Consider the following 19,611-nt stretch of genomic DNA (forward strand, 5'->3'; position numbering starts at 1 on the left):
AGAGGAAACAAGGTTGACAAGAGTGCATTAATGTCCATTCAGATATGGAACATCACCATGTACAGCCCTACCCCGCCCATCACAACGGTATAGGGGAATGCCATAATAACCATTCGCCCATAGGACAACCGCACCAGTGGCGCAATGGCGGAGGTCAACAGAAACAGGAAAGCCGCCTGGCCATTAGGTGTGGCAACACTGGGCAGGTTGGTGCCTGTGTTAATGGCCACGGCAAGCTCCTGAAAGTGCTGATAACTGATGCTGCCGGCATCCAGCGCCTGTTTGATTTCACTGATATAAACCGTGGCAACAAACACGTTGTCACTGATCATGGAGAGCAGGCCGTTGGCTATAAAGAACATGCCCGGCTGCTGGCTTTCCGGAAGCGACAGAACAAAATCAATCATGGGCTTGAACAGGTGCTGTTCATGGATCACCGCTACAACGGCAAAGAACACAACCAGCAACGATGTAAACGGCAACGACTCCTGAAAAGCCTTACCTATCTGATGTTCGCTGGTGACGCCGGTAAATGAGGTGATGAGGATAATAACCAGCAAACCAATCAGGCCCACTTCGGCCAGGTGCAGAGACAGACCGATCACGAGCACAATCGCTGCAAATGCCTGTACCCACAGGGCGGCTTGATCGGTTTTTGAACGTTTAACGCGCTCTTCTTCAGCAAACTCTTCCAGAACACGCCGCACAGGCTTGGGAAGCCGGCCGCCGTAACCGAACCAGCGCATTTTTTCCAGAACCCAGCAGGTTATAAGACCGGCTACCAGCACCGGCATACTGACAGGTGCCATGTGCAGGAAAAACCCGATAAAGTCCCAGCCAACAACCTTGGCAATTAACAGATTCTGGGGCTCCCCGACCATGGTAGCGACGCCGCCCAAAGCTGTGCCTATGGCACCATGCATCAGCAGGCTGCGCAGAAAGGCCCGGAAGTTTTCCAGATCGCGCCGGTGCAATTCGATCACATCGTCATCACTGTCGGTATTGTGATCACTTGCCTGGTATCCTTTTCCGGACGCGACCTTGTGGTAAACCGAGAAGAAACCGACCGCAACGCTGATGATGACCGCGGTTACTGTCAAGGCATCCAGGAACGCTGAAAGCAATGCCGCCGCACCACAAAACAGGAGGGCGAGTGCCGACTTGGACCTTACCCCTACCAGGATCTGCGTAAACACAACCAGCAGCAAATCCTGCATGAAATAAATGCCCGCCACCATGAACATCAGCAACAGTATTACCGGAAAATTCGTGAGCAGTTCCAGGTACACCGCATCGGTGGTGGTCAACCCGATCAACAAGGCTTCTATCGCCAGCAACCCGCCCGGCAGGAGTGGGTAACACTTCAGGGCCATTGCCAGGGTAAAGATGAATTCGGCGATCAGAAGCCAGCCTGCTGTCACAGGTCCCAACAGGTACATCACAATGGGGTTGGCTATCAGGAACAGTACAATGATCTGTTTGTACCAGACAGGCGCCTTACCTAGAAAGTTACTGGAAAAGGCAGAGAACATGGTTGTGGGCATTACGGAGGTCTTCCGGTTCAACAGGGTAAAATAGGGTCATCAGTCTAACGGGTAAAGATACACCGCTGCCCCGGACTCTAGTATCACGGCATATGCGCACTGGTTACTTGTTCAGTGTTTCAATGTTGTTTCCATTGCCTGCGCAATCGCGAGTAACGCACTGTCTGACCCATTACGGCCCATCAGCATCAGGCCGCTGGGCAGCGCACCTTTTTGATGGTTCGGAAGTGTTATGGCACACAGATCAAGCAGATTTGCCACAGAGGTATTGCGCAGAACCAGACGATTCATGAGAGCGTAATCCAGATCACTCTCCAGGTCGGCGATCAGGGGCGGCTCCACAGCGACCGTCGGGGCCAGCACTCCGTCAAAGGCGCTCAGCCATTCATCAGCCTGCTGTTTACGCACGGCCCGGCTGTGCAGGAGCTCAAGGTAATCCGCAGCACTGATCCCCGCTCCCACTTCGATACGCAGGCGCACCCGCCGATCGTATTGATCTCCGTACTGCTGCAGCCAGTGCCGGTGAACATAGTAGCTTTCAGCCGCTGATATGCCCCCGGTTTCCATGCGGTCCGGCGTGGCCTCCAACGCTGGCATCGGGGCTTCCACAATCTGAGCTCCGCTGTCCCGCAACAGGCGCAGGCTGTTGGTAAAGGCCTCGGCGACCCCCGGAGACAGCTCGTCCATCATATAATTCGTGGGTACTACAAAGCGCCGGCCCCGCAAATCTGCGTTAGGCGCTTTCTGCCAGGTCTGCCCCGCCATCACCGCATCCAGGCGCGCACAACACTCAACGCTGTGGGCAATGGGGCCGATGGAGTCAAAGCTCTGGGACAGAGGAAAGGTACCATCACGGGGGATGCGTTGCTGGGACGGTTTAAAGCCCACAAGACCACAAAAGGCCGCTGGAATGCGAACAGACCCGCCGGTGTCCGTGCCAATAGCGGCGGCGGCCATACCTTGTGCGACGGCCGCCGCCGCGCCGGATGAGGAGCCGCCGGAAATACGCCCGGGCGCAGACGGATTGGCTGGCGTGCCGTAATGCGGGTTAAGCCCGAGCCCTGAGTAGGCAAACTCGGTCATGTTGGTGTGGCCGGTAATAACAGCACCGGCCCGGCGCAGGCGGGACACGATCAGCGCATCGCTCTGCGCTTGCTGACGCCACCAACTGGAGCCCGAGTGGGTCACTTCACCGGCCACATCAAACAGAACCTTGAGAGCGATTGTTAGCCCTGCAAGCTCGCCCAAAGGCACCCCACCCTGCTGAAGCGCATCAATGGCGGCGGCTTCTGCTTTCGCAGTACGGTCAAAGCGTGCTGTGTACACCTGGTTGTCCGGGTCATCCTTTTGGTCAATAGCGCTCAGGCATAAATTCAGTAGTTCGCTGGCGCGCCATTTATTCTGTTGTAACCCGGCGATCAGGGACGATAGAGTTGTCTCTGTCATTTTCAAAGGCATCACGGGGTCCCCTCCTCATTAGTGCTTGTTTTATAGGCTGACTGCGGCTCGGGGAGCCCTTCTTTCTCCAGTTGCTCGGCTTTCTCCCGGTCATGCTCTTCCAGCATCTGAATCATGCGCCCACGGGTCACTGCCTCTCGAAGCTCTTTCTGTCGCTGTTCCTTGCTCAGTGACCGCAGCAGCGATATCGCCATAAAGACCATCAACACCATAAACGGAAATGCCGCCAGGATGGATATTGTCTGTAGTGCTTCCAGGCCACCACTGACCAAAAGCACTCCGGCAACGAGCACCTGAACCAGACCCCAGGCAACCCGGAGCCAGCGTTTAGGTGTCAGCGTACCCTTACTGGTAAACATACCCAGAACAAAGGTTGCGGAGTTGGCTGAAGTGATAACAAACAGGACAATCAATACCAGCATCAGGGCACTGATGGTGGACGCTCCGGGCAAGTATTCCAGAGTTACAAACAGGGCCGAACTCATTTCCCGAATGACGGCTTCACCCAGAGGCGCACCTTCAAACATTTCGAAGTACAGGGCCGAGCCGCCAAAAGTGGAGAACCAGAGAATACTCAGCAACACCGGTGTGCCAATAACCCCCAGGATAAACTCACGAATGGTTCTGCCTCGGGAAATACGGGCAATAAAGCTGCCGACAAATGGCGCCCAGGACAGCCCCCACGCCCAATAGAATATGGTCCAGCGCTCAACCCAGTCATCGCCGGTGTAGGGAGTCATCACCAGGCTCATGCCCATCATGTTGGAGAAATAGTCCCCAATGGCGTTGGTCATGGCCGCCGTGATGAAGTCAGTGGGGCCCAAAAAGAACACGAAAACAAGCAGGAAGGCTGCCAGCACCATGTTGGCGTCACTGATATAACGCACGCCACTTTCCAGTGGGGCCAAGGCACAGAGCAGGAACACCACGGCGATCGCCCCCAGAATCATTAACTGCTGGTTGGCACCGAAGCTCATATCAGCTACGGACACCAGCCCGCTGTTGATCTGGATAACCCCGAGCCCCAGCGTGGTAGCAACACCAAATACCGTAGACACCACCGCAAGGGTGTTGATGCCATGACCAATGCCGCCGTCTACACGATTGCCAAGGGACACGCGGAAGGCTTCACTGATCAGGCCGGGGCGCTCCAGGCGAAAACGTACGTAGGCAATGGCAAGCCCCACCACTGCAAAGTTGGCCCACTGATGAAAGCCCCAGTGGAACAGCGAATAACGCATGGCAAGACTGGCGGCATCAGGGCTTTCTGCCTCCGCCGCGCCAAATGGAGGTGCCATGAAGTGGCTCATGGGTTCTGCGACTGCCCAGAAAACCAGGCCAACCCCCATACCGGAGGAAAAGATCATCCCGAGCCAGGTCAGGTAGGGGAATTCAGGCGCCTCACCGTCCGCCCCCAGGCGGATTTTTCCGTAATCGCTCAGAGCTATCGCAACGCAGAACACCAGAAAACCGGTTGTGGCAAACAGGTAGAGCCAGCCAAAATGGACCGTTGTGAACTCCAGCCCGACATCGCCCCACAGAGTGAGCTCTTCCGGAAGAAAAACTCCCACCACGACAAACACTGCCAATAGAATGACCGACAGGTAAAATACCCAGCCAGGCGATGTAGTCCTTCCCAATTTTCTGGCCTCCTTTGCTTCAGTCCGGTTTCAGTTGGGCTAGTGCGAAGCGATGTTGGTCGGATGGGTAGTGATCCCAATACCCGCCCCAACAAAGCACAGTGTACTTCCGATATCTGGCACCTCCAAAATACGACTGAAAGAAACCCCTGTTTATTGGCCAAAGCGGAAGTGAGGGTTTTGGAGAAAATAGTGCTTGCCGAATAACCGACACGCAATGTACTTACCTCATCGTGCGCGGCTTAACGACCAACAGCTAAGCAGTGAGCCGAGCTTTCTGCCCCCGGTTTACAATTATCCGATGCCCCTCATATACCCCCAGAGCCAGTATCGTAAAACCGGCCGCGACCATACTCAGATACTCGCTGCCAAATATTTGAGATACATGCTTTCCAATAGACGCAGAAAGCGAAACTCCCAGATATATAGCTGAAGTATTCAGCCCCAAAACAATGGATGCGCTAGACGGCGCTGCTTTCACCAACTGGTGCTGCAGTGGCACCAGACAGCTCCACGCAATCGCCCCCCAAACGGCAAGTGGAAAAACCGATACTAAAGGAGAATAAGTAAGCACTGGCAACAGTAAGAAGTTGAGGCTTAGAACCGTGAGCCCGCCAACAATAATTGGTCTCGCACCCCATCGGTCGGTCAGCCTTCCCGCGGTAAAGGTTCCAATTGTGGCCGCAATGCCCCAAGCCGCCATTAAAAGAGCCAATGTCTCACCCCTTCCATTAGTCGCGGGCATAAGAATGACACTGGCATAGGTATGAACGATGTAGGATCCGATCATTAAAAGCAGTGTCGTTCCCAACACGCCCAATACAGCCGGCTTCGTCACAGAGGCCAACAAATCCTTGGGTCTCTTCTTTGTATCCGGTCTTGGCATGGCCTCTAGTAAAGTACCAATCCCAATAGCCGCTGCAACGGCTAGTGCAGCGACAAGCCACATGCCCAGCCGCCAGTCACAAAAACTCGTTGAGAGAGCAATTCCCACCGGTGCTCCAATTGCGGTTGACGCACTCAGACCGGCTGTAATGATAGCCAATGAACGCCCCCAATGCTCCTGTGAGACTATCGCGGTCGCCGCTGCTCCGGCAATTGGCATAAACAGTGCCCCGCCCAAGCCTCCAAGCGCACGACCCGCAACCGCCACTTCCAGACTTGGCGCCACCGCTGAGACCATATGGCCTGCGGCAAGAATGCTCATGCCCACCACCAGTATGGGCTTATAAGGCAAATTCACCATCAGAGTTGCTGCGATTGGTATCACCAAAGCATAAGCTACGGCGAACGCGGCGATCATACTCGCCGCATCACCAACACTGATATTAAAACTGGCTGCCATCTCTGGCAGAAGGCCTGCCATAATGAAACTGGCCGTGCCAATGGAAAACATTCCTAAAGCCAGGATGAGCAATCTGTTCATCGGTTCTTCAAACGCCTGTTACAAGATATCACTCCGCATCGTCATATTTCATGACAGCTGAACGAAAGCTCAAGCACTTGCGTCTCCTCAGAACTACGACCTGTTCGGAAGAGAGAGGCTTCATAGCGGAGCTAGATAAATTCGGTCGTCGTTTTCCGTTATTTCAGCAACGCCAGAATCTCGTGCGCGGCGGCAGCGGATGAGGCAGGGTTCTGGCCGGTGACGAGCTTGCCGTCCCGCAGTACAAAGCTGGCCCAATCAGCGCCTTTCGCATAATTGCCACCATTGGCTTTGAGCATATCCTCGACCAGGAAGGGCACAACGTTGGTCAGGCCAACAGCCTCTTCTTCTGTGTTGGTGAAGCCTGTCACTCGTCGCCCTGAGACTAAAGGCTTGCCATCTGTACCTTGAGTGTGGCGGAATACGACGGGTGTCGTCGGTTTGCGCTTCCAGACTATCGCTGGACGGATCAATGGGTGGTTGCCCACCCTTGGGCGTGGCCAAAGTAATATCCGCACCGGCATCCTTGAAGACGTAATAGGGCGCGGCAAACTCCTCCAGCCAAAAGCCGGTCTTCCTGCCGCTATCGCCCATCTCATCGTGCGATGTCAGTACCATTAAAATCTTCATGTATTTTCCTTAAATTGACTGCATGGTTAGCACTTTGTTATCCCACTTTTCATCATCTACTGCCTCGGCCAAAACTGCGGCGACATCGCCTCTCGCAGCGATTCCATCAACATCAACTGAATCGCCAAAACGCATGTTCCTGGTCCCGCTTTCATCGGTCAGCCTAACCGGACGAACGATGGCATAGCTCAGGCCAGAAGCTGTCAAGTGTTCGTCAGCGTCATGTTTGGCCTGAAGGTAATGTGCGAGCTTATGTTCAGGGTCGGGTTTGTCCGCGCCCACACTACTCAACATAACGAAACGGGATATCTTTGATTTCGCTGCTATATCAACGAGACGCTGCGCGCCATCACGGTCAACCTTATCGGTCATATCAGCACCCGTGTGGCTGCCAGAACCTGCGGCAAAGATAACAGCGTCACAACCCTCACAGACATCTTCTTGCAGGTCGGTCAAATCGCCATAGCGCAGTTCAACATCAGACGGCAGTGTAGTCGTGTCGGAACTTTCACGAACCAACGCAATCGGGTAATGGCCACGAGATTTAAGTTCATCAATCAAGCGAAGCCCTGTTTTTCCGGTAGCTCCAGCGACAAGAACTTTCATTATCTTCTCCATTATTTCGAGTTAAGGATTCATGATTTACCGGCAAAAAAGACTACGCCGGCACCATAAGCACCTGCATGCGCTTCAGTGTTAGTCTTGGCCAACCCGGATCACGCGCTTGCCAAAGTTTTCACCATTGAGCAAACCAATGAACGCTTCCGGCGCATTTTGCAGGCCATCGATAACCTCTTCACGATATTTGATCTTCCCGCTTTCCACCCAAGCCCCCATCTGTTCGGCGAAATCCGGGTATAGGTGACCGAAACTGTCAAAGATGATGAATCCCTGCACCTTGACCTTGTTCCGCAGAATCTGTCCCATCAACCAGTTCATGCGGTCCGGTCCGCCGGGCAGTTCAGTAGCATTGTATTGCGAGACCAGTCCACACACTGGCACACGCGCATGCGGATTCAAAAGTGGGATCACCGCATCAAGAACCTTACCGCCCACATTTTCGAAATAGACATCGATACCGTCGGGGCTAGCCTTGGCAAGCTGGTCTGCAAAGTCTTCTGCTTTGTGATCAATGCATGCGTCGAAGCCCAGTTCGTCGACCGCGTAGGCGCACTTGTCTGGACCGCCTGCGACACCCACAACACGGCAGCCCAGCAGTTTGCCAATTTGACCTACGGTTGCACCGACCGGCCCCGTCGCCGCGGCCACCACAATCGTCTCGCCGGGTTTGGGCTCGCCGATCTGGGTCAGGCCAGCCCAGGCGGTAAACCCAGGCATGCCTAAGATTCCAAGCGCCCAGGATGGGTGCTCTGGCGAATTACCAAGATTGGTAACCCCTTCGCCATCGGAAAGAGCGTAATCCTGCCAACCATTGAAGCTAAGCACCCAGTCGCCCTCCGCGAAGCCATCAAGCTTCGAAGTAATCACTTTGGCAACCGTGCCGCCAACCATCACATCACCCACTTCAACCGGTGCAGCATAAGAAGGCGCATCACTCATTCTGCCGCGCATATACGGGTCGAGTGACAAGTACTCGGTCCGCAAAAGCATCTGATTCTCACCGACAGCAGGAATCGCCTCCTCTTCTAACCGTAGAGTGTCCACGGTCGGCTCGCCTTTAGGGCGTTCCGCCAATACGAGTTTGCGGTTTGCAGTGTCTGTTTGTTTCATGCTCGACTCCTCCTACAAAGCAGCTTCAAGAATGCGACGGGCGTCATCAGGGCCGATAGCTTTATTTTCCCCAAGTGCAGTCATCCCGTGTTCCTTTAAAGCACCAACGATGTGATTAATTCCATCAGCATCAACGTCATAGTCGCCTAACCGGGTCTTGATACCCATCTGTTCGAAGAAATCACGCGTCGCTTCGATCACAGCGTCAATTCGCTCATCGTCAAAACCTTCGCGGATATTCCAGACATTGCTGGCATACTGAAGAAGCTTCTCACGCTTAACCTCACGCTGATCATTCAACAGTGCAGGCAGCACAACCGCCAGGGTACGGGCGTGATCGGTATCATTCAGTGCAGTAATCTCGTGCCCGATCATATGAGTAGCCCAATCTTGAGGTACTCCTGCGCCAATAAGCCCGTTCAGAGCCATTGTCGCGGTCCACATCAAATTGGATCGAATGTCGTAATCTTCGGGAGTCTCAAGCGCCTTGGGGCCAAGTTCGATCAATGTGCGCAGAAGGGTTTCGGCAAAACCGTCCTGAACTGGCGCGGCAGCTGGATAGGTCAGATACTGCTCGGTCGTATGAACGAAGGCGTCCACTACACCGTTGGCAATCTGACGCGGTGGCAAGGTATAGGTCACCTCTGGATCTAACACCGAGAACACCGGGTAGCAATGAACGCTGCTAAACGGCAGTTTTGCCTCTTTTTCTGGATTGGTAATCACCCCGCCGGAGTTCATCTCGGATCCCGTAGCTGGTAGCGTCAACACAGAGCCAAACGGCACCGCTTGGGTAATGACTGATCCACGTGAGCTGAGAATGTCCCAGGCGTCACCGTCGTACTTTACCGCCGCCGCAATAAACTTGGTGGCGTCGATGACCGACCCGCCGCCAACGGCAAGCAGGAAAGAGACGGCATTTTCGCGAATCATCTCAACTGCTTTTAGCGTTGTAGCATAGCGTGGGTTAGGTTCAATACCTCCAAACTCCAGCATTGCCCGGCCAGCAAGAGCTTCGCGTACCTGGTCCAGCACACCCGTACGTTCGGCACTGCCACCGCCATATAGAATCAAAACTTTCGCATCAGCGGGAACCTGATCTTTCAGCTCCGCAATGCAGCCTTTACCAAACAGAATTCTGGTAGGGTTGTGAAAGTTGAAATTTTCCATAATCAGTTTCCTTCAGTTTCAATATGTAAGCGGACATCAATATTTCCGCGGGTCGCATTGGGGTATGGGCAAAGCTGGAACCTATTTATAACCCGGGAACTAATAGACCGGTCACCTATATTCGAGACAAATAAAAACAACAAAATTGTCTTGCTAATCATGTGAATTTCTAGCTTAGTCGCAACTAGACCAGTCGTCTAGTGTTTTTTTGGAATAACCTTGTTCTTTAAGGGCAACACCCTGTAAAAGGCCGTTACTCCGCCTCATGAATTCTCGCGGCTCTGTATTTCAACATGCCGCCGTTTCGACCATTTACCACTGCACTGATCTCTGAGAGGATCGCCATAGCAACGCTCTCTGGTGTGTCTCCCCCAAGATCAAGACCAACAGGGTAATAGAGCTTTTCACGAGCCTGAGCAGTTTGTGCATCATCACCAATGTCAGCCAACAGTCGCTCTGTTCGGTACCGAGGCCCCAGCTGCCCAACATAGCAAGCACCGCTCCTCAGGGCTTTGCTCAACCACCGTGTATCCTGAGTCACGCTATGGGTCATCACGACAACAGCGGCGCCATCTAGCAAGGAACTCGTGGACAGCGGCTCGTCAACATTCATCACCCGAACATCATCAGCTTCAGGGAAGCGGTGTGCCATCGCGAAGTTTGCCCTTCCGTCTATAACGGTGACATGCCAGCCTAGAGTTTTCGCCAACCGGACCAGTGGTTGAGCATCATGCCCCGCGCCAAACAGCACAAGCTTTTGAGGTGGCGATACAACTTCCAGGAACACCTCAACCTCAGCCGCTTGGTCGCTGTATTGATTCAGCGCAGATTTCCCGCTTGCCATTACCTCACGTAAATCGTCGGCAAGCACTTGCTCCAATGAGCTATCCACCAAACTGCCGTCTAAATTTCCTTCAGGGGGAACTATCAGACGGTCTCCGACAACAAAGGCGGACTCGTCATCCGCCGAGATTACGGTAGCGATCGCAGCCTTTCGTTTTTCTTCATGAACCATTTTCAGGGTTCGGACAAGTGGAGACGCAGCGGCAGGCAAAATTCTCTCAAACAGCAGAAATATCTTGCCATCGCAACCGAGACTAAAGTGATAAGAGGATTCGCTTTCTTCACCATCTTCAGCCGTACTATAGCTGCGAACCACCGGGCCATCGGAGGTCAGCCACCAAGCCTTTTTGATGACATCCTGCTCCAGGCAGCCTCCACTGACCGTTCCTTCAGATTGTCCAAGCGCGGAAATCAACATTCTGGCCCCGGGGCGGCGATAGGCCGAGCCTTCGACTTTAACAACCGTTGCGAGGACAAATCCCTCGCCCAGGCGCTCCTGCTCGTCGATCGTCTTTATCAACGACACTAATCCCGACATACCTCAACACCCCGTTCACCTTCAGTGCAATGACAACGACCGACGCTCGCCGACCTGCTCCGGCTCTATTGCAGTATCAAGCCTGCCAAAATGGCTCAGTACAAACGTCGCCAAGGCCGCCAGCTCCTGGTCATTATAGATAGCGCCGAAATCGGGCATTCTATGATTCACCGGCAACGACGATGCAGGGTTCCCCTCCAGCAATATGCCTAGCAGATTAGAAGCACGAGGGTCGCTTACTGTCTTCAGACCCGACAGTGTAGCTGTGGGGCTCTGATTACCTCGCCCATCCCACTGGTGGCAACTAACACAGGCATCGGCGAAGATTTTACTGCCCAGATCTTCATTCAACGGTGCTCCCGCTAGTTTCGGCTTCACGGCGGGCCTCGGTACCCCAACAGCTTTGGGGTCGGTTGCTTTTAGATAAGTAGCTATGGCCCTGAGATCACTCTCACTCAGGTGTCTCAGGCTATATTCAACCACCTCGGCCATTGGTCCCCCAGCTACGCCATGACCTTCTGCATACCCCTCCCTGAAATAGGATACCAACTGATCTTCTGACCACTGGCCAATTCCGTGCGAATCACTTGAGGTAATGTTATAGGCTCGCCAGCCCCCAATATCGGCGCCAGCAAACAGCTCGCTGGACTGCGTCGCCTGAAAAATATTTCTCGGGGTATGACATTCGCCGCAATGCCCGGGCCCATTCACCAGGTAGGCACCGCGATTCCAGGCCTCGCTTTGATCAAGGTCAGGCTGGAAGCGCTTGTCATCCAAGAAGACAAAATTCCAAAGGTACATTCCCCAGCGCTGATTGAAAGGAAAGCCAATATCGTTCTCCCTCGCTGGTTGGTGCACCGGTTCCAGACTGAACAAATACGCCTTGATTGCAAGAATATCTTCCCTTGGCATTTTGGTGTACGAGGTATATGGGAAAGCGGGGTAGTAATGCTCACCCTCTCGGCTTATCCCCTCCTGCAACGCCCTGACGAACTCGTCATCTGTCCAGTCTCCAATACCCGTTTCAGCATCTGGCGTAATGTTCGGGGTGTAGAGCGTCCCGAACGGCAATTCAAAAGCAAGCCCTCCGGCGAACGGCTTTTCGCCCGGAGCCGTGTGGCAAGCCACACAATCCGCAGCGGTTGCCAGGTATTCGCCTTCGGCGACTAACGCCTTGTCGCTGCTAACTGCCATAACATCAACACACACCAGAAGGTACGCGAGCAGGCCAAAAATAATCTTTCTCACAACGCCCTCCTTATGCAATAAAATAGCCCGAACGAACAAGCGGTAGACGGCGAACCCGATCTCCGAATGTCGCGTTGACCGCGTTAAGCAAAGCAGGCCCTATTAGCGCGGTACCAGCTTCTCCCACCCCTCCCGGCGCTTCAGCGCTGGGTACTATATGCACTTCTACAGGCGGTGCCTCGCTGATGCGCAACTGGCGGTATGCATGGAAGTTTTCTTGCTGCACCTGACCGCCTTTAATATCAATTTCATTAAACAGCGCTGCTGACAACCCAAACAAGGTGCCGCCCTCCATTTGTGCTTTCACCGAGGTCGGATTGGTCACCAGTCCGCAATCAACGACGGTGACCAAACGCTCGATTCTGACGCCCTTTTCTCCAATGGCGGATAGCTCAACCATCGTAACCACAATGCTGCCGAACACTTCCCCGACAGCCAGCCCTCGACCGCGACCACGGGGCACCGGACTATCCCACGCAACCTTGCTGGCCAGCAGATCCAATGCCGTCAGCACCCTGGGCTTGTGGGCCAACAAGGTTTTTCGGTAGCTCAGTGGATCTTTTCCGGCGTTATGAGCTAACTCATCAACAAAACACTCAATGGCAAAAGTGCTGCGCAGAACACCAACACCTCGCCACCAGGAAACGGGCACCACTTCAGGCTCTTCACGAATGAAGTGGACCTTCAGGCTGTCCAGTTTGTAGATGGGGTCAACGGCCACTTCTACGGCGTCAGGGTCGACACCGCTGGCCGGGAGGCTCCCCACATAACGGGCAAATATAGATCCCCCTGCAATGCGGTGCTGCCAACCAACCGGAAACCCTTCGCCGTTAACAGCAGCGGTCATCCGATCGGCATACTGTGGGCGGTAGAGGTCGTGGGTCATGTCCTCTTCCCGGCTCCAGGTCAGCTTGACTGGATAGCTAACTTTGCTCGCGATCCGCACCGCCTGGGTAATAAAGTCAAAATCCAGGCGCCGCCCAAAAGCTCCCCCGATCCATTGGTTATGCACTTTGACTTGCTCGGGTTTCAAGCCTGTTACTGCTGCTGCGGTTTGCTGCGCAAATCCAGGCACTTGCGTTCCTACCCAGAGATCGCATCCGTCATCCCGCACATGCACCACACAACTCATTGGCTCTAACGGTGAGCGGGACAGAAAAGGCTGTTCATAAACGGCCTCAAACTTCGAGCTCGCCGCTTGAAGCGATGCGTCTATAGCCCCTTTCTCAGTGGCAATTACACCATCCCGCTGAATTGCATCCTGAAGTTTCTGATCGACCACAGCGGAGTCGATCTTGCTGTTGGCTCCATAGTCCCATTCAATATTCAATGCCTTGAGGCCCTGAAAGCAGGCCCAGGTGTTGGTCGCTGTTACCGCAACCACATCCTCGAGGATCACAATATCTCTCACTCCAGGCACACGTCGGGCGGCTTTGTCATCGACCTGCCGCACCTTCCCACCATAAACGGGACAGGCCCGTGCCGACGTTATCAACATGCCCGGCATATCCAGATCGATGGTGAATTTTGCCTGACCATTCACTTTGGTCGGTGTATCCAGACGTGTGGCCGGGGTGCCGATCAGATGAAAATCTTCCGGTCGCTTCAAGATCACATCGTCGGGTAAAGCGTAGGTCGCGGCGAGATCAACCAGCTCGCCATAGCTGATTTTCTGCCCAGTCGGGCCAAAAACCTTGCCGTCCCGTGCATGACACAGGTTGGAATCCGTTTCCCAAACCGAGGCTGCTGCTCGAACCAACAGCATTCGAGCGGTAGCACCGGCCCGTCGCAACGGTTCCCATGTGTAACGCGTTGACGTAGAACCACCGGTCGCCTGGAACTGAAGCAAAGCGTCGGTGTACAGTTCCGCGTTGGGTGGCGCTTCCTGTATGTCTATCTGATCCAGACCGACTTCCAGCTCTTCTGCCACCATCATGGCAATGCCCGTCTGGATGCCTTGCCCCATCTCGGCCTTGGGCGAAATCAACGCGACGCGACCGTCATGCCCAACACGGACAAAAGCGCCGAATCCATCGGCCAAAGAATCCCCGAGCGAAGCCTTTCCCTGTGCAACCGCCTCTGCCGCGGCACTTTTAGGCGCCATTGGCGGTAACCAGGCGCCAACCACCAACCCGCCCAAAGCTGCACTAATACCTTTCAGAAAACGTCTCCGGGAAGCCATCTCAAGTTTCACCTGCTGATCCTTCATGGCTGCCATACTCCCACGCTTTCACTCACATCTTTGATTGCTTCCCGAATACGCGTATACGTTGCACATCGGCAGAGGTTGCCTGCCATCGCAAGATCGATCGCATGATCATTGATTGATGTCTGGTCGTTCAGCAAAGCCAAAGCCGACATGATCTGGCCTGACTGGCAATACCCGCACTGCGCCACCTCATGGTCCAACCAAGCGCGCTGCACCTTTCGAGCCAAGGGCTTTTCAGAAATACCTTCAATCGTTGTTATTTCTTGCCCGGCAACACTTTGAACCGGCAACACACAAGAGCGGACAGGTTTCCCGTCCATATGAACCGTGCACGCGCCACACTGGGCGATACCACATCCGAACTTAGTGCCAGTGAGCTTCAAAATATCCCGTATTACCCAGAGCAGCGGCATGTCCCCGGGCACATCCACCTGATGCGTTGTACCATTTACATTCAATGTCAACACTGTGACCGTCTCCTCGCCCGTATTCCTGTCACTGGCATGCTCTCCTTTCTAACGTTGAACTCATCCGGCCTGGCAGTCCGGAGCAAAAATTGAATATCGAGGATTCCGCGAAATACTCGAGCTAAATAGCGATATCGTTAAACTGTTGCCATGCTAACAAAAAATAGACCGGTCGTATATTAAAGAGCGGTACGTTCACAGCACGTTCGATGTTGTCGCTAAAAGCAGACAGACCTATAGCAATGACAAGAGCATCAGCAAGCCAAAGAACAACGCGAGAGTGGACCATTCCAGTTTGATGGAGTTGCTGCACTGCAGCATAAAGCTTTACAAAAAATTCCTTTGGAATCTCGCCGTTTTCCTGGAGCTCCTTCAATGAAAAACCTTTGAGGTACTGATAACAAACTCCACCACCACCGTTGGCGTTCCAACGTACCTGATTTGGCGTAAATACTAACTCCTCAGCCTTTTTGAGCATTTTATATTCATGACGGGCCAACAATCGAAAACAATAACTGAGCGGGAAAAACAACAAGGGATAGGTTTTCATAATCCTTTTCTCACCGCACTGGTCTACGGTGACTACGGTAGCCGGCTTGTGCCAGCGCTTTGAGCCAGAAGTACCGTGAGCATGCACATCCAGACAATCCAATGAGTTGCCTTTATCAAAGCTCATTGCTTGATCCTTACCAATCATTTTATATCACCCCGTCATCTCGATGACTCCGAGCAGAAATTATTGCGAGGAATTGAGAGCCTGAATAATTCTGTAGCGATATTCGCGATATCACTATGAATGATGGGGTCCAGCGAAAAGACCAAAGTTATCGCGCAGCCGGGATAATGTTCCCGAAATACTAAAAGTGAGCCCCCTGTTAAGGAGGCTCCTCTCATCCAGCAGTTCCCTAGCCTGTCACTCTCTCTGGTGTTCTGGGCTCCGAGGCAGCCTGCGAGTCGTAGGTGGGATAATCGATATATCCCTTGTCAGTTCCACCGTACATGGTTGTGGGGTCAACCTCGTTCCAGGGCAGCCCTTGCCGTATCCGATACGGCAAATCCGGGTTGGCAATAAACGGCTTTCCGAAAGCGAAAAGGTCGCCGTATCCTGCCTCAAGCATACGAAGTGCTTTTTCCGGAGTGTAGCGGCCCGCATAAATCAAAATGCCACTAAAGGATTCCCTGAGTGCACTGCAGAAGCTTTCCGGCAATCTTGGCGCATCATCCCAATCGGCCTCAGCAATTGAAATGTAGGCAACACCCATTCGATCCAACACCCTTGCGGCCTCCAGATAGGTTTCGTGAGGGTCCGATTCAACCAGCCCAAGATAGACGCGCTCCTCTTCCGTGCTCTCAAACAAGGGAGCAAATCTCACTCCCAGGCGCTCGGCCCCCACCTCCTCTGAGATTGCGGCAACAACTTCCTCCAGGAAACGCAGCCGGTTCCGCAAACTGCCGCCGTATTGATCGGTCCGGTGGTTGGTATGCTCTGAAATGAACTGGTTCACCAGGTAGCCATTCGCGCTGTGTATTTCTACGCCATCAAACCCGGCATCAATGGCATTACGAGCGGCGCGAGCGTATAGCTTTACAAGCTGCTGAACTTCCTCGGTTGAAAGTGCTCGAGGCTCATCGGGATCAGCTAGCGCACCTTCCCCGGGCGCTGTTTCTACGAACACTTTCACACCTTCAGCACGAATGGCGGAGGGCGCCACCGGCGCCTGCCCGTCTGGCTGAAGAGAACGGTGAGAAACTCGCCCTACATGCCACAACTGACAAAAGATCTTGCCACCTTCCCGATGAACCGCATCGGTTACTTTTCTCCAACCTTCAATCTGTTCTGCCGTGAAAATTCCTGGCGTCCACGCGTAACCCTGACCTCTAGGCTCTATCTGCGTGCCTTCTGTGACCATAAAGCCAGCTGAAGCCCGCTGCGCATAGTAGTCAGCCATCAGTTCGTTCGGAATATTTCCTGGCTGAGAGCTTCTTGAGCGCGTGAGAGGTGGCAGGACAATACGGTTTTTCAGTTCAAGCGAACCCAGACTCAAGGACTCAAAAAGAGGACTTACATTCATAACGCTATTTCCTTTAAATAAAGTTTTCATACCGGAGCAAGCAGTGCTCCGTTGCATTAAAAGAGGCCCGGACCGGACTCATTCAGGCTGATAATGATATTTTTCTTCTCGGTGTAACTATCCAGCACCATTTTGTGGGTCTCCCGACCAATACCGGATTTTTTGTATCCACCAAAAGGCGCATGTGCAGGCAGTTCGTGATAGGTGTTCACCCATACCCGTCCTGTTTTGATAGCGCGAGCAATGTTGAGAGCGCGATTGATATCCTGCGTCCAAACTGCGCCTGCCAAGCCGTACTCAGACTCATTGGCCAGCTCAATCACCTCGTCATCATCTTCGAACGACATAACCACCAAGACAGGACCGAAAATTTCCTCTTGTGCCACCCGCATTTTGTTGCTGGCATCAACGATAATCGTCGGAGAGATAAAGCAACCACGTTCCAGATTCGCACCAACCAGTCGCTCCCCCCCAGTAACAATCCGTGCGCCTTCCTGGGTAGCCAGATCGATATAGCCGAGGATCCTTTCCATCTGTTGCTGGCTGACCTGGCTTCCCATTTGGGTGTTAAGATCCAATGGATCTCCAACTTTTATCCCCTCAAACCGCTCCTTAAGCGCATTAACAAATTCGTCGAAGATAGACCGATGGACGAACAGTCGAGCGCCGGACTCACACACTTCCCCCTGATTGAGAAGAATCGATGTGACAGCCCCTTCCAAAGCCTTCTCGATGTTTGCATCAGGAAACACAATGTTGGCTGATTTCCCACCCAGCTCTAAAGTCGCCGGTATCAGCTTTTCAGCCGCGGCCTTAGCTACGCGGTATCCAACCGCTGTAGACCCGGTAAAGGCCAACTTATCAACCCCCGGATGATCAAGCAGTGCTTGCCCTGCTTCCGGGCCGTTGCCAGTTACGATGTTGACGGTTCCTTGGGGTAAAACGTCGTTAAGGATTTCCCCCAAAGTAAGCAGAGTAATTGAGGTCATCTCCGATGGCTTAATAACAATCGTGTTGCCAGCTGCCAGGGCCGGAGCCAACTTCCACGCCGCCATCAAAAGAGGGAAATTCCAAGGAATAACCTGTCCAACAACGCCAACAGGCTCGCTCAACACTAAACTCAGAGTCTGGTTATCAAGTTGTGCGGCCTCGTCGCTATGAGAACGAATAACACCTGCGAAATAACGAAAATGGTCAACGGCCAGCGGAATATCGATTTGACTGGATTCCCGCAACGGCTTGCCATTATCCAGAGTTTCCAAGTACGCAAACTCTTGTGCTCGAGCCTCAAGTAAATCAGCTATCGAGAGCAACGCGCGCTGACGCTCCACAGGGGAAGTGCCGCTCCAGCGGGGAAAGGCCTCACGTGCGGCCTTTACTGCCAAATCCACGTCTTCACTATTTGCTAACTGCAGATTAGAGAGAACTGCTCCTGTTGCTGGGTTAACCGTTTGGACCATCCTGCCAGACCGGCTATCCACCCATTGACCGCCAATCAGCATTTTATAGTTCGGTTTGATAAATTCCTGAACGTTTTCTTTCGTTAAACTATGACTCATTCTCTGCTCCTACCTTTGTCGAAACATCGTTGTGGACACAACCCATAGCGAACCAGCATTCGAGCTCGCGCGTTCACCTGGTATCGAGTCATGACAAAAGCGATCTTACGATGGTAGAGTTACAAGCAGAAACAGTAATTATTGGTTACTACTACAAACATGAATGATATTAGTCGGATCGAGTTAAAGCAGCTAAGGGTCTTTAAAGCACTCTTAAAAGAGCGAAACGTGACACGTGCCGCCGCCCAGATGGGCCTCACCCAGCAAGCTGTAAGTGCTCAACTGAGCAAACTGAGGGATACGTTTCAAGATCACTTATTCCTGCGCTCCGCACAGGGCATCATTCCCACGCCACTGGCTGAGCAGCTTGAGCCAAGAGTGAATGCGGTGTTCGAGAGTCTTGCGGCACTAGCACCACCCGACAGGTTCGACCCTGCCGAGGTGAAAACGACCTTTGTGATATCCGCAACGGATTATGCCGTGGCGGTCATATTGCCACGACTCATGGCCAAGGTGAGGGCGCAAGCACCGGGGCTAAAGCTGATCATCCGGGACTTTGAGAGTGACCGACTGCATGCGCTGCTGACATCGGGAGATCTGGATCTCGCCTTAACTTTCCCTGCGTTTGTTCCTGATAGCTGCCAAACACAATGGCTGTTCTCTGAACACCACATCTGCGTATCAAGGAGCGATTCTCCGTTGCAAAACCAGCGGCTCACCATTGGTGACATTGCTGATTTACCCCAGATCATCATCTCCCCGACACGGGCAAACCTGATCGGTTCGGCTGATGACTGGTTTGCACATAAGGGTTACAGGCGCAACATCGTAATGTCGGTGCCGAGTTTTTCGGCCGCACCGGCCTGCATCGCCTCAACTGACTGCATAGCTTTCTTGCCCTCACGCATTCTTCCGAACCCACTTGTTCGTCCGATCCAGCTTGATGATTCACCGCCCTGCTTCGATGTCATTGCCGCATGGCACCCTCGCTCAAGCCAGGACCCGCTGCACAAGTGGATGCTTTCACTTCTACAGCAGGAATTCCCGGCGCAACAAAGCACTAACCAATAGGGGCG

General features: G+C 53.4%; 15 protein-coding genes and 1 pseudogene. 1 reads left to right on the forward strand and 15 read right to left on the reverse strand.

Annotation, left to right across the window (positions count from 1 at the left end):
- Positions 1-38: 38 nt before the first annotated feature.
- The 15 genes and pseudogenes from nhaB to FFI95_RS03035 all read right to left on the reverse strand — a co-directional run bounded on the left by nhaB (position 39) and on the right by FFI95_RS03035 (position 18,535).
- Positions 39-1,544, reverse strand: a complete 1,506-nt coding sequence (gene nhaB, locus FFI95_RS02960; protein ID WP_144820892.1) for a sodium/proton antiporter NhaB — start codon at positions 1,542-1,544, stop codon at positions 39-41.
- A 111-nt stretch (positions 1,545-1,655) separates the two neighbouring features.
- Positions 1,656-3,002, reverse strand: a complete 1,347-nt coding sequence (locus FFI95_RS02965) for an amidase (protein WP_222120383.1) — start codon at positions 3,000-3,002, stop codon at positions 1,656-1,658.
- Positions 3,002-4,642, reverse strand: a complete 1,641-nt coding sequence (locus FFI95_RS02970; RefSeq protein ID WP_144820894.1) for a BCCT family transporter — start codon at positions 4,640-4,642, stop codon at positions 3,002-3,004. Before FFI95_RS02970 ends, FFI95_RS02965 begins: the two co-directional genes overlap by 1 nt.
- A 256-nt stretch (positions 4,643-4,898) precedes the next feature.
- A complete protein-coding gene (locus FFI95_RS02975) occupies positions 4,899-6,068 on the reverse strand; it encodes an MFS transporter (protein WP_144820895.1) in 1,170 nt (389 codons plus the stop codon).
- A gap of 158 nt (positions 6,069-6,226) precedes the next feature.
- A pseudogene (locus FFI95_RS02980) lies at positions 6,227-6,698 on the reverse strand (type 1 glutamine amidotransferase domain-containing protein).
- 9 nt (positions 6,699-6,707) lie between these two features.
- Positions 6,708-7,304: an SDR family oxidoreductase gene (locus FFI95_RS02985; RefSeq protein WP_144820897.1), complete on the reverse strand. Its 597-nt coding sequence runs from the start codon at positions 7,302-7,304 to the stop codon at positions 6,708-6,710.
- Positions 7,305-7,394: 90 nt separating this feature from the next.
- Complete coding sequence (locus FFI95_RS02990; RefSeq protein WP_144820898.1) at positions 7,395-8,429, reverse strand: NADP-dependent oxidoreductase; 1,035 nt, start codon at positions 8,427-8,429, stop codon at positions 7,395-7,397.
- A 12-nt stretch (positions 8,430-8,441) separates the two neighbouring features.
- Positions 8,442-9,599, reverse strand: coding sequence for an iron-containing alcohol dehydrogenase (locus tag FFI95_RS02995; protein WP_144820899.1), 1,158 nt, complete (start codon positions 9,597-9,599; stop codon positions 8,442-8,444).
- Positions 9,600-9,852: 253 nt separating this feature from the next.
- The gene (locus FFI95_RS03005) at positions 9,853-10,980 is read right to left on the reverse strand and encodes an XdhC family protein (protein WP_144820901.1); all 1,128 of its coding nucleotides are present in this window, start codon (positions 10,978-10,980) and stop codon (positions 9,853-9,855) included.
- 21 nt (positions 10,981-11,001) lie between these two features.
- The gene (locus tag FFI95_RS03010; protein WP_208006352.1) at positions 11,002-12,228 is read right to left on the reverse strand and encodes a c-type cytochrome; all 1,227 of its coding nucleotides are present in this window, start codon (positions 12,226-12,228) and stop codon (positions 11,002-11,004) included.
- 10 nt (positions 12,229-12,238) lie between these two features.
- Positions 12,239-14,437: a xanthine dehydrogenase family protein molybdopterin-binding subunit gene (locus FFI95_RS03015; RefSeq protein WP_144821434.1), complete on the reverse strand. Its 2,199-nt coding sequence runs from the start codon at positions 14,435-14,437 to the stop codon at positions 12,239-12,241.
- Complete coding sequence (locus FFI95_RS03020) at positions 14,434-14,904, reverse strand: (2Fe-2S)-binding protein (RefSeq protein WP_100638805.1); 471 nt, start codon at positions 14,902-14,904, stop codon at positions 14,434-14,436. The genes FFI95_RS03015 and FFI95_RS03020 overlap by 4 nt, the downstream gene beginning before the upstream one ends.
- A gap of 121 nt (positions 14,905-15,025) precedes the next feature.
- Complete coding sequence (locus tag FFI95_RS03025; protein WP_144820902.1) at positions 15,026-15,580, reverse strand: BUD32 family EKC/KEOPS complex subunit; 555 nt, start codon at positions 15,578-15,580, stop codon at positions 15,026-15,028.
- 229 nt (positions 15,581-15,809) lie between these two features.
- Positions 15,810-16,976: an alkene reductase gene (locus FFI95_RS03030; protein ID WP_144820903.1), complete on the reverse strand. Its 1,167-nt coding sequence runs from the start codon at positions 16,974-16,976 to the stop codon at positions 15,810-15,812.
- A gap of 56 nt (positions 16,977-17,032) precedes the next feature.
- On the reverse strand, positions 17,033-18,535 hold the full coding sequence (locus FFI95_RS03035; RefSeq protein WP_144820904.1) for an aldehyde dehydrogenase family protein: 1,503 nt from the start codon (positions 18,533-18,535) through the stop codon (positions 17,033-17,035).
- 159 nt (positions 18,536-18,694) lie between these two features.
- Between FFI95_RS03035 and FFI95_RS03040 the strand changes: the two genes are divergently transcribed.
- On the forward strand, positions 18,695-19,606 hold the full coding sequence (locus FFI95_RS03040; RefSeq protein WP_144820905.1) for a LysR family transcriptional regulator: 912 nt from the start codon (positions 18,695-18,697) through the stop codon (positions 19,604-19,606).
- Positions 19,607-19,611: the final 5 nt, after the last annotated feature.

The sequence above is a fragment of the Marinobacter piscis genome, assembly GCF_007671655.1.
Taxonomy (GTDB): domain Bacteria; phylum Pseudomonadota; class Gammaproteobacteria; order Pseudomonadales; family Oleiphilaceae; genus Marinobacter; species Marinobacter piscensis.